Raw genomic sequence first — 12,983 nt, 5'->3', positions numbered from 1 at the left:
CGTTCAGCCAATGCGCTTCGCAAGTTCCACGGCTTTGCCGGTGTACGAAGCAGGCGTCATCGCAAGCAACCGCGCTTTCGCGTCCTCAGGAATCGCCAACGTGCCGATAAACTGCTGCAACGCTTCACGCGTGATGCCTTTGCCGCGCGTGAGTTCCTTCAACTGCTCGTACGGATTCTCGATGCCGTAGCGCCGCATGACGGTTTGTACGGGTTCCGCGAGCACTTCCCAGCATTGGTCGAGATCTTCGTCCAGGCGCTGCGGATTGAGCTCCAGCTTGTCGAGGCCGCGGATCAGCGCGTCATAGGCGAGCAGCGAGTAGCCGAGCGCGACGCCCATGTTGCGCAGCACCGTCGAGTCAGTGAGGTCGCGCTGCCAGCGCGAGACAGGCAGCTTGTCGGCGAGGTGACGCAGCGTTGCGTTCGCGAGCCCGAGATTGCCTTCGGAGTTCTCGAAGTCGATCGGGTTCACCTTGTGCGGCATCGTCGACGAGCCGATTTCGCCGGCCTTTGTCTTCTGCTTGAAGTAGCCGATCGAGATGTAGCCCCAGACGTCGCGGTCGAGGTCGAGCAAGATCGTATTGGCACGCGCGACGGCATCAAACAGTTCGGCCATGTAGTCGTGCGGCTCGATCTGGATCGTGTACGGATTGAAGGCGAGCTTGAGCCGCTTTTCGACGACCTCGCGCGAGAACGCTTCCCAGTCGAATTCGGGATACGCTGACAGGTGCGCGTTGTAGTTGCCGACAGCGCCGTTCATCTTGCCGAGGATTTGCACGGCGGCGATGCGCTCGATGGCGCGCTGAAGGCGTGCGGCGACGTTGGCAATCTCCTTGCCGAGCGTTGTTGGGCTGGCGGGTTGTCCATGCGTGCGCGAGAGCATCGGCTGTTCGGCGTGCGTGTGCGCCAGCGTGACGAGACGCGTATGCACCGCGCGAAGCGCCGGCAGAATCACGTGCTCGCGTGCGCCTGCGAGCATAAGCCCGTGCGACGTGTTGTTGATGTCCTCGGAGGTGCACGCGAAGTGGATGAACTCGCTTGCGCGCTCAAGCTCCGGCTGACCCTTGACCGACTCCTTCAGCCAGTACTCCACGGCCTTGACGTCGTGATTGGTCACACGCTCGATGTCCTTGATGCGCGCGGCATCGTGCGCGGAAAAACGCTCGACGAGCCCGAGCAGGAATTGTTCGGCCTCGGCCGAGAAGCGCGGGACCTCAGCCAAGCCGGCTTGCGAGAGCGCGATGAGCCAGTGAATTTCGACAGTCACGCGATGGCGCATGAACGCAGCTTCGGAAAGCCAGTCGCGCAGGGCTTCGGTTTTAGCTGCGTAGCGGCCGTCGAGCGGGGAGAGGGCGGTTAGGGTAAAAAGCGTGTCGGCGCGGGTATCGGACATGATGAGGCGGCCGGGCGACCGATGCGCCCGGTCATAAGCGGAAGGGAACCGCGCATTTTACCACCGGTGCAACGCTACGTCGGCGACTCTGCTGACCGATGACGAGTCAAATGGAGAATAGCGTTTCGCGTCAGTCACTTGCGCCAATCCCCCAGACGTTATCCACAGGTCTTTCAACACAAATAGTGGATAACACCGACATCGGAACATCCGCTTCGTCCAGCGAGCAGGCGTTCAGCCGTTATGCAAACAGCAGAAGGCGAGCACCCGATTGTCGCCGGACGCTAGCTAAGATCCCTGGACTGTTCGATGGCTGATCCGTGGGCGAGCGACCGAAGACAATCCCACGCGAAATCCAGAAATTCAGCGCGAAGTCTGCACCCGAACGATTCACCGCCAAGCGGCGCACGGCACGTCGCCCGAGGCAGCACCTCACCGCCTCCGGGGCTATGCGTCACTCGGCCGCCACAGTCTGGACGATAGTCGCGGTGGGCATGGCCGCCTCGGAGTCAGTCGCGGCACCGGGTGCGGCCCACACGAGCCACTGCGCGCGCAGTGCGGTGAGAGCGCACAAGGCGCAAGCGGCCAGCGTGCCGAAGGTTGCGAATCCCATCTGGTAGCTGCCCGTGCTTTCCTTGGCAATCCCCATGACGACGGGCAGGTAGAACCCGCCGATGCCGCCCGCCGCGCCGACAACGCCTGAGAGCAGGCCCGTCTTGCCCTTCCAGCGGTGCGGCACGAGTTGGAACGTCGCACCGTTGCCGAGCCCGAACGCGATGTAAAGGCAAACGAGGAGTGTGATGCCCCCACCGAGCGGCGGCATCCACGCGGCAAACGCGAAGTCCGCGACCGAGATGGCGGCGAGCACCACCATGAGGGCGCGCACGCCACTCACGCGGTCAGCGAAATAGCCACCCATCGGGCGAACGATGGCGCCGAGGAACGCGAGCATCGACATGAACAAGCCCGCATCCAGCTTGGGCATCTGATAGAGGCTCGTCAGCAGCAACGTCACATACGACGACATGCCGACGAATCCGCCAAATGTAATGCTGTAGATGAGCATCATGACCCAGGTGTCGCGCTCGGCGAGCACGGCGCGGTAGCGGGCGGGCAAAAGCGCAATGGCGAGCGCAGCGCCGATCACGGGCAAAACGAGCACACCGGTCTTACCGGTGCCGAAGACGCCGTTCTTGACCGCGAGCACGAGCACCACAAGACCCACGAGCGTCGCGGCGAAGCCTGCTGCGGCGCGCGGCATGCTGCCGGTCTTTTCGGTGCGGTCGTCGGCCCAGGCGAAGAGTGCGAGGCCTGAGATCGCGAGCAGCGGCAGGGCGCCGGCGACGGCCACTTGCCAGCCGAGCGCCGTCGCAACATGAGGAAAAAGGAAGCCGTCGAGCACGGCGCCGATGTTGCCGGCCGCGGCGAGGCCGAGCACAAGGCCCTGCACTCGGGGCGGATAGCTGCTGCCGGCCATCGGCAGCGCCACCGCGAAGCTCGCGCCGCCGACGCCGAGGAATACACCAAGCACGAGCAGCATCGTGTACGAGGGCGCCGTGGGCCAAAGCGGGAGGACGATCGCCGGAAGCGCCGACAGCAGCACGCCGATGAGCGCAACGCGACGGCCGTCGGCCGATTGATAGACGTTACCGAGCGCTACGCGCAAGATGGCTGCCGCCAACACGGGGACGGCAACGAGGAAGCCCTGCTGCGCCGGCGTCATCGCGATATCTTTGCCGATGAACGGTGCGAGCGGCCCATAGAGGACCCAGACGGTGAAGCCCGTATCGAAATAGAGAAAACAGGCGAGAAGCGACCGCCAATTGCCGCTGCGTAGCGCTTGCTGCAGGTTCTTCATTACATCCTCACGTCAAATCCCATGGTTCGAAGGCGAAGCGCGCTTTGTTCTTGTGCCTGCAGCGCGAGCGGTGAATAAACGCAAGCGCTATGCCATTGCCGAGCAGTCAATGCTTTTGAGGGCAAACGAGTGACGCTTTTCAGAAGACATCGTCAGGCGGGTGAAAGTCGACTCGCGCGCCGCGCCGGACTCGACGGGGGGCACCGGGTGCACAGTGACGGCGACGCGACAGAGGACGCCGCATTCGGCGCACGGGCTGAGCGAGCACCATCGACGCACCATTGATGCACCGGCCAGCACTTCGCGCGTGCATCCTGCGCGTGGCGATGGTGCGTCGGGGGCCGCCGGGCCTGCGCGGCGAAGGCCCGGCGGGCTAGAATGCGTGCAGTCCAGGCGGCTGCCTTAGACGATGTTCTTTTCGCGCCCTGTGCCCGCCCGCCTTTTTTGCCAGGAGACCCATGGAACTCAAATGGCTGGAAGACTTCGTCTCGCTCGCGGAAACACGCAGTTTCAGCCGGTCGGCTGAATTGCGACATGTCACCCAGCCCGCTTTCTCGCGGCGGATTCAGGCGCTCGAAGCGTGGCTTGGCACCGAGCTCATCGACCGTTCGGTCTATCCGACGCGTTTGACGAAAGCCGGCGAAGTCTTCTACGAGCAAGCGCTCGCGATGCTGTCGCAGATGCACGAGGCGCGGGTGCTGCTGCGCGGCCATCTCGGCGCGCCGTCGGCGACGATCGAGTTCGCTGTGCCGCACACGCTATCGCTCACCTACTTTCCGAAGTGGCTGCAGCGGATCGAGGCGCGCATGGGTCCCGTCCATGCGCGGCTGCGCGCGCTCAACGTCCACGACGCCGTGTTGTCGCTCGTCGAGGGGGGATGCGACCTCGTCATGGGCTATCACCATCCGAGCCACCCCGTCGCGCTCGATCCTGCCCGCTACGACACGCTGACGCTCGGCATCGAGGCCATTAGCCCGTTCTCCGCGCCGCTGCGCTCCGGCCGGGCGCGCCATCGCCTGCCCGGCACGCCGGATTGCCCGGTGCCTTACCTCTCGTACACGCCCAACGCGTACCTCGGGCGCATGACGGAAGTCATCATCGCCAACGCGTCCGAGCGGCTTTATCTGGATCGTGTCTATGAAACCGACATGGCCGAGGCGCTCAAGGCGATGGTGCTGGCCGGACACGGCGTTGCCTTTTTACCGCACAGCGCTGTGGAGGATGCGGTCGCGGCGGGTGAGCTTGTCCGGCTCGATGGCCCCGCTCGTGGTGCAACGGCGGTCGGACGCTACACGCTGACCATGGAGATCCGCCTTTACCGCGACAAGCTTGCAGCCGGTGGCGATGATTCCCGCCGACAACTCGTGCGCCACTTATGGGAGGTGGCCGATCGCGAGCTCGGTGTACAGGCGTTGGTGTTGACGCAGGAGGAGCCGGGCGTCTGAGCCACCTGAGGCCCGGGTATTCGCTCGTGCTTTCGAGGGCGCTGCAGGAAACCTCCAAAGGCAAGGCCTCGCGGGCTTAGTCGATCGGGTTATGTTTTTTTTGCATGATCCGATGATGAATCGGCATTGGCGTTCGACCCCTGTTTTTTCCACAATGGCCACATCCCGTGACCTTCGGAGTGTCCATGTCTTCGCCACTGCCGTTTGCGCCGTCTGTGTCTTCGATTCCCTCCTATTTGCATGCTGACGATCTCGGCCCGTGGGGCAACTATTTGCGCCAGGTCGATCGCGTCGCCCCTTACCTCGGTTCCCTTTCGCGCTGGATTGAGACGCTGAAGCGGCCAAAGCGCATCCTTATCGTCGACGTGCCGATCGAGCTCGACAACGGCACGGTGGCCCATTTCGAGGGCTATCGTGTGCAGCACAATGTCTCTCGCGGCCCTGGAAAAGGAGGCGTGCGCTATCACCAGGACGTCACGCTTTCCGAGGTGATGGCGCTCTCAGCGTGGATGTCGGTGAAGAACGCGGCCGTGAACGTGCCGTACGGCGGCGCGAAGGGCGGCATCCGCATCGATCCGCGCAAGCTTTCACGCGGTGAGCTCGAGCGCGTGACGCGCCGCTACACGAGCGAGATCGGCATCATCATCGGCCCGAACACCGATATTCCCGCGCCGGACGTCAACACGAACGAGCAGATCATGGCGTGGATGATGGACACGTATTCGATGAACCAAGGCCAGACGGCGACGGGCGTCGTGACGGGCAAGCCGATCTCGCTCGGCGGCTCGCTCGGCCGGCGCGAAGCGACGGGGCGCGGCGTGTTCGTCGTGGGCACCGAGGCGGCGCGCCGCACGGGCCTCGCCATCGAGGGGGCGCGCGTCGTCGTGCAAGGCTTCGGCAATGTCGGCGGGGTGGCCGCGCGGCTCTTTCAGGACGCGGGCGCGAAGGTGATTGCGGTGCAGGATCACACAGGCGCGATCTGCCGCTCCAGCGGCATCGATACCGCTGCTTTGCTCGAGCATGTCGCGAAGACAGGTGGTGTGGGCGGCTTCGCAGGTGCCGACGTCGTCAGCAATGACGAGTTCTGGATGATCGAAAGCGACATCCTGATTCCGGCCGCACTTGAGAACCAGATCACCGAGCGCAACGCGCCGAAGATCAAGACGAAAATCATCGTTGAAGGCGCGAACGGCCCGACGACGACGGCCGCCGACGACATCCTGCACGACAACGGCGTCCTCGTTGTGCCCGATGTGGTGGCGAATGCGGGCGGCGTGACGGTTTCGTACTTCGAGTGGGTGCAGGATTTTTCGAGTTTCTTCTGGACGGAAGACGAAATCAATCAGCGCCTTGAGCGCGTGATGCGCGAAGCCTTTAGTGCCGTTTGGCAGGTGGCCGGCGATAACAACCTGTCGATGCGCACGGCGGCGTTCATCGTCGCGTGCAAGCGGATTCTGATGGCAAGAGAGATGCGCGGGCTTTACCCATGACACGCGCGGGCGCGGCCGCCTAGTAGGGCGGTCGCGTTCGGCGGCGCTCGGTGTGGCGTTAGGGAGGCGACGCCACCGAGCGACCAGGGGCGCCATGCGCGCGTCGTCCGTCTGCGCGCGAGTTTGCGTTTCCGACGAGGAGCCCCCGGGCGATCATATCTTTCAAATTACTTGCTTTGCGTTAAACTCGGAGTGGGTTTGGCTTAGGAGGGGAGACAATGAACTTCAAGAAAAGTACGCTCGTCATCGCCACCCTGTGCGCGGTCGCGGGCAGTGCGTTTGCGCAAGATAGCGGTACGCTGAAGAAGGTCAAGGACACGGGCGTTATCGCGCTCGGTCATCGCGAGTCATCCATTCCATTCTCGTATTACGACGAAAAGCAGCAGGTCGTCGGCTATTCGCGCGACTTTCAGATGAAGGTCGTCGAAGCGGTCAAGCAAAAGCTGAACATGCCCAATCTGCAGGTGAAGAATATTCCGGTGACCTCGCAAAACCGTATTCCGCTCGTGCAGAACGGTACGGTCGATATCGAATGCGGGTCGACCACGAACAACGCCGAGCGTCAGCAGCAGGTCGCATTTTCGGACACGATTTTCATTATCGGCACGCGGCTCATGACGAAGAAAGATTCGGGCATCAAAGACTTTCCGGACTTAAAGGGCAAAACCGTCGTGACGACGGCTGGCACGACGTCCGAGCGTCTGTTGCGCAAGATGAATCAAGACAAGAACATGGGGATGACAATCATCAGCGCGAAGGATCACGGTGAGTCGTTTCATACACTGGAGACGGGCCGGGCCGTCGCGTTCATGATGGACGACGCGCTGCTTGCAGGCGAGCGCGCGAAGTCGAAAACGCCGGACGAATTCGTCATCGTCGGCACGCCGCAATCGAAGGAGGCTTACGGCTGCATGATGCGCAAAGGCGACCCGGAATTTAAGAAGGTCGTTGACGACGCAATTGCCCAGGTTGAGAAGTCGGGAGAGGCCACTAAGATTTATGAGAAGTGGTTCCAATCGCCGATTCCCCCGAGGGGGCTCAACCTGAAGTTTCCCGAGAGCGAGGACATGAAGGCGCTCTTCCAGAACCCGAACGATAAGGCGATCGAGTCAGCCGTGTAACAGGGTGCGTCATCGACAACATTGAATGGAACGGAAGAAGCTGCGCTTTTTCCGTTCTTTTCGTTGGAGGCATCGAATATGTCCTATCACTGGAACTGGGGCATTCTGCTTCAGCCCGTTTCGACCGGCGAGCCCACGACCTATCTTGGCTGGCTGCTTTCGGGCATGTGGGTGACGGTATCCGTCTCGCTGTGCGCTTGGGTCATTGCACTGATCGTTGGGTCATTCTTCGGGGTACTGCGCACGACGCCGATTCGGTTGCTGTCCGGCATCGGCGCAGCCTATGTGACAATCTTCCGTAACATTCCGCTCATCGTGCAGTTCTTCATCTGGTACTTCGTCGTACCGGAGTTACTGCCGGTGTCGATTGGCACGCAGTTCAAGCAGTTGCCGCCCGGCGTGCAGTTCTTCGCGTCGTCAATTCTCTGCCTCGGCCTCTTCACGGCCGCGCGCGTGTGCGAACAAGTGCGCTCCGGCATCGAGGCACTGCCGCGCGGTCAGCGCGCCGCCGGCCTCGCGCTGGGGCTTACGCAATGGCAAACCTACCGCTACGTTCTGCTACCCGTCGCCTACCGCATCATCGTTCCGCCGCTCACCTCCGAGTTTCTCAACGTCTTCAAGAACTCCGCGGTTGCATCGACGATTGGTCTGCTCGAGCTTTCCGCGCAGGCGCGGCAGCTTGTCGACTACACCGCACAAGCCTACGAATCGTTTATTGCGGTGACCGTTGCCTACGTCATCATCAATTTGGTTGTCATGGGATTCATGCGCTGGGTCGAGAGCAAGTCGCGAGTGCCAGGCTTCATTGGAGGCAAGTGATGCACCAGTTCGATTGGAGCAGCATTGCGGGCGCATTGCCCGCGCTCGGGACGGGCGCCGTTGTCACGCTTCAGATCACGCTGATTGCGATTGTCATCGGCATCGTCTGGGGAACGGCGCTTGCATTAATGCGCTTGTCTGGCGTTGCGCCGCTCGCCTGGTTCGCGCAGGGCTACGTCACGGTCTTCCGCTCGATCCCGCTCGTGATGGTGCTGCTGTGGTTTTATTTGATCGTGCCGCAGTTCCTGCAAAACGTGCTTGGGCTCTCGCCGAACATCGACATTCGCCTGGCCTCGGCGATGGTCGCGTTTTCCCTGTTCGAAGCGGCGTACTACTCGGAGATCATTCGCGCGGGGATTCAGTCCGTACCACGCGGCCAGGTCAACGCGGCGTTCGCGCTCGGTATGAGGTACTCGCAGGCGATGCGCCATATCGTGCTGCCGCAGGCGTTTCGCGCCATGGTGCCGCTGCTGCTGACGCAGGCCATCGTGCTGTTTCAGGATACTTCGCTTGTCTACGTGATCAGCCTCGCGGACTTCTTCCGCACGGCGACCAACGTCGGCGATCGAGACGGCACGATGGTCGAGATGGTACTGTTTGCCGGTGCCTGTTATTTTGTGGTGTGCACAGTTGCATCGGGCATCGTCAGAGGACTCCAAAAGAAGGTCGCAAGATGATTTCCATCAAGAACGTATCGAAGTGGTATGGGCAGTTTCAGGTGCTCACCGATTGCACGACGGAGGTCCAGAAGGGCGAAGTCGTCGTTGTTTGCGGGCCGTCGGGTTCTGGCAAATCGACGCTCATCAAGACTGTCAATGCCCTCGAGCCGTTCCAACAGGGCGATATCGTCGTCAACGGTCAGTCGCTCAAGGATAAGAACACGAACCTGTCGAAGCTGCGTGCGAAAGTCGGGATGGTGTTCCAGCATTTCGAGCTGTTTCCGCATCTGTCGATTGCCGACAATCTGGCACTGGCGCAGATCAAAGTGCTGGGGCGCTCGAAGGAGGAGGCGACAACCAAGGGAATGAAGCTGCTCGATCGTGTCGGTCTGCGCGCACATGCCGACAAATACCCAGGCCAGCTCTCAGGCGGGCAGCAGCAACGCGTGGCGATTGCACGGGCGCTGTCGATGGATCCCGTCGCGATGCTGTTCGACGAGCCGACTTCCGCACTCGATCCAGAAATGATCAACGAAGTGCTCGATGTGATGGTCGAACTGGCCCGGGAAGGGATGACGATGATGGTCGTCACGCACGAAATGGGCTTTGCGAAGAAGGTGGCGCACCGGGTCATCTTCATGGACCGAGGCCTCATCGTCGAGGATGATCGCAAGGATGCATTTTTCGCGAATCCCAAGTCCGATCGCGCTAAAGACTTCCTGGCCAAGATTCTGCACTAAGGATGCAAAGCCCAAGCTGAGCGCAAACGCAACGCAGGGCGCTCGGGGTGAGCGCCGCGCTCATTCATCACGAACTCGTCACGATTCGTACGCGGCCATGTCATCCGCTTCGGCAGCGAAATCGCTTGTCCGAGGGAGCGAAGGTGCAGATGCCGTTTCGTCCAGACTCGGGTTGCGTGCCTTTTCGAGCACGTGCGCGGGTACCGGGATGTTGGTGCGCGCGACCACCTCGCCATCCTGAAACATCAGCAAATCGCCGGGTTCGAAGGCGGTCCAGACTTCGTCGTCGGTGAGCGGCTGAGTGGCGATCACGGCGACCCGGTCCTCGGGCGTGGTGTACTGCGCAAAATCGATCGACATGTCGGCGTCGATGAGGTGTGCCGTCGAGAACGGCCAGCGCCGCACGAGATAGTGCAGACGCGTCGAGCAATGCGCGAAAAGCGCCTGACCGTTCGACATCAGGAAATTGAAGACGCCGTAATCGGTGATCTCGCGCGTGAGCGCCGCCAACGTCGTAAACAGATCGTGCAGCGGCGGCTGCGCACACGGGAACGCCTGACGCAGCCCCTGCATGATCGCGCAGAATGCGAGTTCGCTATCGGTCGTGCCGACGGGTTGGCAAACGCCGGACAGGGTAGGCCGATAATCCTTCAGGTCGCCGTTATGGGCAAAGATCCAGTGCCGGCCCCAGAGTTCACGCATGAATGGGTGGCAGTTCTCAAGCAGGATGTGGCCTTGCGTTGCCTTGCGAATATGCGCGATCGTGTTTTTCGACTTGATGGGATAGCGCTTGACCATGTCGGCGATCGGCGAGCTGGCCGACGATTGATGATCGATGAACAGCCGGCACGCTTTGTCTTCGAAGAAGGCGATGCCCCATCCGTCGGCATGGTGATCGGTCTCGCCGCCTCGCGCCGCAAAGCCGGTGAACGAGAAGGTGACGTCCGTTGGCGCGGCGCAATTCATTCCGAGGAGTTGGCACATAACACTGGTCGTATAACTGGGCGGGCCTTGGATCGAACCCGCTACAATATGTTTTTTTGAAGCATATACCGAGGCGCGGGCCGAAAAAAGGAATTCAGCGCGAACTCATCGCCGCCGTTGCGGTTTTTCAACGGCTATCCTGCTGCGGCCCCTGCGCGTTGGTTGCGCTGCCTCCATCCCTGGTAGCGCGGCATGCCTGCCGGTACTCTCTCATCTGATCGTCGCCATGACCGTTTCCACCTCGTCCTCAAGCGCCTCGCCCAGCGCCGCTGCTGTGTCTTCGCTGACGTTTTCCCGCCCCGACGACTGCCATCTGCACTTGCGCGACGGCGCCATGCTCGCTTCCGTGCTGCCGCACACGGCGCGTCAGTTCGGCCGTGCCATCATCATGCCGAACCTGAAGCCGCCCGTTACCACGACCGAGGCGGCACGCGCCTATCGCGAGCGGATTCTTTCGGCGCTGCCGGCGGGTATGTCGTTCGAGCCGCTGATGACGCTTTACCTGACCGACAACACCTCGGCCGACGAGATCCGGCGCGCCCGCGAGAGCGGCTTCGTGCACGGCGTGAAGCTTTATCCGGCTGGCGCGACGACGAACTCCGACGCTGGCGTCACCGATCTGCTCAAATGCGCGAAGACGCTCGAGGCCATGCAAGAAACGGGTATGCCGTTGCTCATGCATGGTGAAGTGACCGATCCTTCGATCGATCTCTTCGATCGCGAGAAAGTCTTCATCGACCAGGTGATGACGCCGCTGCGCCGGGATTTTCCAGCACTCAAGATCGTGTTCGAGCACATTACGACGAAGGATGCCGTGGATTACGTGCGTGAATCGGGGGCGCCTGCCGGTGCCATCGGTGCGACGATTACGGCGCATCATCTGCTCTACAACCGAAACGCGATCTTCCAGGGCGGCATCCGTCCTCATTACTACTGCCTGCCCGTGCTCAAGCGTGAAACGCATCGCCTGGCGCTGGTGGCGGCGGCGACCTCGGGCGACGCACGCTTTTTCCTCGGTACGGACAGCGCCCCCCACCCGAAGGGCCTCAAGGAGCACGCATGCGGCTGCGCCGGATGCTATACGGCGCTGCATGCGCTGGAGCTCTATGCACAAGCGTTCGATCAGGCCGGCGCACTCGACAAGCTCGAGGGCTTCGCGAGCTTCTTCGGGGCAGATTTCTACGGTCTGCCGCGCAGCACCTCCAAAGTGACGCTTGTGCGCGAGTCATGGACGCTGCCCGCGACGATCGAGGCGGGGGACACGGTTGTCGTGCCGTTGCGCGGCGGCGAGGAGATGGGCTGGCGAATGATTTGAGGGGCTCTTCGAGCACCGTCGGTCATGACGAACGAATTCGGGACACGCCTTGGCCGAATTGACTGGTCGGCGCCGTGGTTCGCCGCGTTCGCCGAGCGCGGAATGCGTTGGCAGCGCACCGTGCATGAGCGGCCGGCGGATTACCTTGTCGAGCTACAGCGCGAGGCGCATGCGAGCGGCTACACCACGGGCCGAGGTGCACCGCTCACGTTTATTGCGCAGGACGATCTGCCTGTCGGCACCGCTTATGAGGCGCATATCGCGGCGACCGGGGGCGTGCCGACACGCGAGAATCTGCACGATTTTTTTAACGCCCTCGTCTGGTTCCGCTACCCACGTGTGAAGGCGACGCTCAACGCCCGGCAAGCGTCGGTGATCGAGCGTGACGGTATTAGCGGCTCGCGCGGCGCACTTCGCGACGCGCTGACACTCTTCGATGAAAACGCCGTGCTTTTCGTGACCTCGGACGCGGCCATGCGCCGTGCCCTCGTCGAATTCGACTGGCGGCGGCTTTTCGTGACCGAGCGCGCGGCCTGGGGCCGGCGATGCGAGGTACGGCTGTTCGGGCATGCGCTGCTCGAAAAGCTCGTCGAACCGTATAAGGGATGCACGGGGCACGCGTGGATCGTCGATGCGCCGCCTGAGTACTTCGAGTGGACGGCTGCGAGCCAAACAGCGTGGGTCGATGAAACCATTGCTGCGGCGGTTGCCGAGGCATCGCTGGATAGCCGCGCGTTCGCGCCATTGCCTGTGCTTGGCATTCCGGGCTGGTGGGCGGCCAATGCGGACCCAGATTTCTATGGCGACGAGCGCGTTTTTCGCCGTGGGCGGCGCCTCGACGCGCGCTGAGTGGTTGGTATTCAGGGGCTGGTATACTGCCAAGTTGCAAAGCAGGCTAGGCAGCCGCGGCCTCTTCGCTGAGAAAATTTCGGTTTTCGCGGCAAGAGGGCGAGGAAAGTCCGGACTCCACAGGGCAGGGTGATGGCTAACGGCCATCCGTGGTGACACGCGGAACAGGGCAACAGAAAGCAAACCGCCGATGGCCCGGTGAAAACCGGGATCAGGTAAGGGTGAAACGGTGCGGTAAGAGCGCACCGCGGCTGCGGCGACGCAGTCCGGCACGGTAACCTCCACCCGGAGCAATTCCAAATAGGCAGGCA

The 12,983-nt window shown here is 62.1% G+C and carries 11 protein-coding genes and 1 other RNA gene; 9 read left to right on the top strand and 3 right to left on the bottom strand.

The features are described from left to right. Positions 1 to 3: 3 nt before the first annotated feature. Both purB and VL598_RS16480 read right to left on the bottom strand, forming a co-directional pair. Positions 4 to 1,392 (bottom strand): adenylosuccinate lyase, encoded by a 1,389-nt coding sequence (gene purB, locus VL598_RS16485; protein ID WP_325327797.1) that lies wholly within the window; start codon positions 1,390 to 1,392, stop codon positions 4 to 6. 454 nt (positions 1,393 to 1,846) lie between these two features. After that, positions 1,847 to 3,250, bottom strand: coding sequence for an MFS transporter (locus VL598_RS16480; protein WP_325327796.1), 1,404 nt, complete (start codon positions 3,248 to 3,250; stop codon positions 1,847 to 1,849). A gap of 458 nt (positions 3,251 to 3,708) precedes the next feature. On the opposite strand from VL598_RS16480, the gene VL598_RS16475 reads away from it, so the two are divergent. The 6 genes from VL598_RS16475 (at position 3,709) to VL598_RS16450 (ending at position 9,524) form a co-directional block, all read left to right on the top strand. After that, positions 3,709 to 4,695, top strand: a complete 987-nt coding sequence (locus tag VL598_RS16475) for a LysR family transcriptional regulator (protein WP_325327795.1) — start codon at positions 3,709 to 3,711, stop codon at positions 4,693 to 4,695. Between the two features lie 185 nt (positions 4,696 to 4,880). Then, positions 4,881 to 6,185 carry a Glu/Leu/Phe/Val dehydrogenase gene (locus VL598_RS16470; RefSeq protein WP_325327794.1) on the top strand — a complete coding sequence of 435 codons (1,305 nt, stop codon included), beginning with the start codon at positions 4,881 to 4,883 and terminating at the stop codon, positions 6,183 to 6,185. Between the two features lie 218 nt (positions 6,186 to 6,403). After that, entirely contained in the window at positions 6,404 to 7,306 is a 903-nt protein-coding gene (locus VL598_RS16465) for a glutamate/aspartate ABC transporter substrate-binding protein (RefSeq protein ID WP_325327793.1), read from the top strand. Positions 7,307 to 7,384: 78 nt separating this feature from the next. Then, entirely contained in the window at positions 7,385 to 8,125 is a 741-nt protein-coding gene (locus VL598_RS16460; protein WP_325327792.1) for an amino acid ABC transporter permease, read from the top strand. Next, positions 8,125 to 8,802 (top strand): glutamate/aspartate ABC transporter permease GltK, encoded by a 678-nt coding sequence (gene gltK / locus VL598_RS16455; protein WP_325327791.1) that lies wholly within the window; start codon positions 8,125 to 8,127, stop codon positions 8,800 to 8,802. The genes VL598_RS16460 and gltK overlap by 1 nt, the downstream gene beginning before the upstream one ends. After that, the gene (locus VL598_RS16450; RefSeq protein ID WP_325327790.1) at positions 8,799 to 9,524 is read left to right on the top strand and encodes an amino acid ABC transporter ATP-binding protein; all 726 of its coding nucleotides are present in this window, start codon (positions 8,799 to 8,801) and stop codon (positions 9,522 to 9,524) included. Before gltK ends, VL598_RS16450 begins: the two co-directional genes overlap by 4 nt. Positions 9,525 to 9,602: 78 nt before the next feature. Here the strand turns inward: VL598_RS16450 and VL598_RS16445 are convergent, their stop codons facing one another. Continuing rightward, positions 9,603 to 10,508, bottom strand: coding sequence for a class II glutamine amidotransferase (locus VL598_RS16445; RefSeq protein ID WP_325327789.1), 906 nt, complete (start codon positions 10,506 to 10,508; stop codon positions 9,603 to 9,605). Positions 10,509 to 10,734: 226 nt separating this feature from the next. Here VL598_RS16445 and pyrC point away from each other — a divergent pair, with 226 nt between their 5' ends. The 3 genes from pyrC to rnpB form a co-directional block, all read left to right on the top strand. After that, entirely contained in the window at positions 10,735 to 11,823 is a 1,089-nt protein-coding gene (gene pyrC, locus VL598_RS16440) for a dihydroorotase (RefSeq protein WP_325327788.1), read from the top strand. Positions 11,824 to 11,847: 24 nt separating this feature from the next. Continuing rightward, positions 11,848 to 12,672 carry a DUF3025 domain-containing protein gene (locus VL598_RS16435; RefSeq protein WP_325327787.1) on the top strand — a complete coding sequence of 275 codons (825 nt, stop codon included), beginning with the start codon at positions 11,848 to 11,850 and terminating at the stop codon, positions 12,670 to 12,672. Between the two features lie 38 nt (positions 12,673 to 12,710). After that, positions 12,711 to 12,983, top strand: an RNA gene (rnpB, locus tag VL598_RS16430) — RNase P RNA component class A; the annotation flags it as partial.

Source organism: Trinickia sp. (genome assembly GCF_035492435.1).
GTDB lineage: Bacteria > Pseudomonadota > Gammaproteobacteria > Burkholderiales > Burkholderiaceae > Trinickia.
The sequence above is the reverse complement of the archived record's forward strand: the minus strand, read 5'-3'. Positions and strand labels throughout refer to the sequence as shown.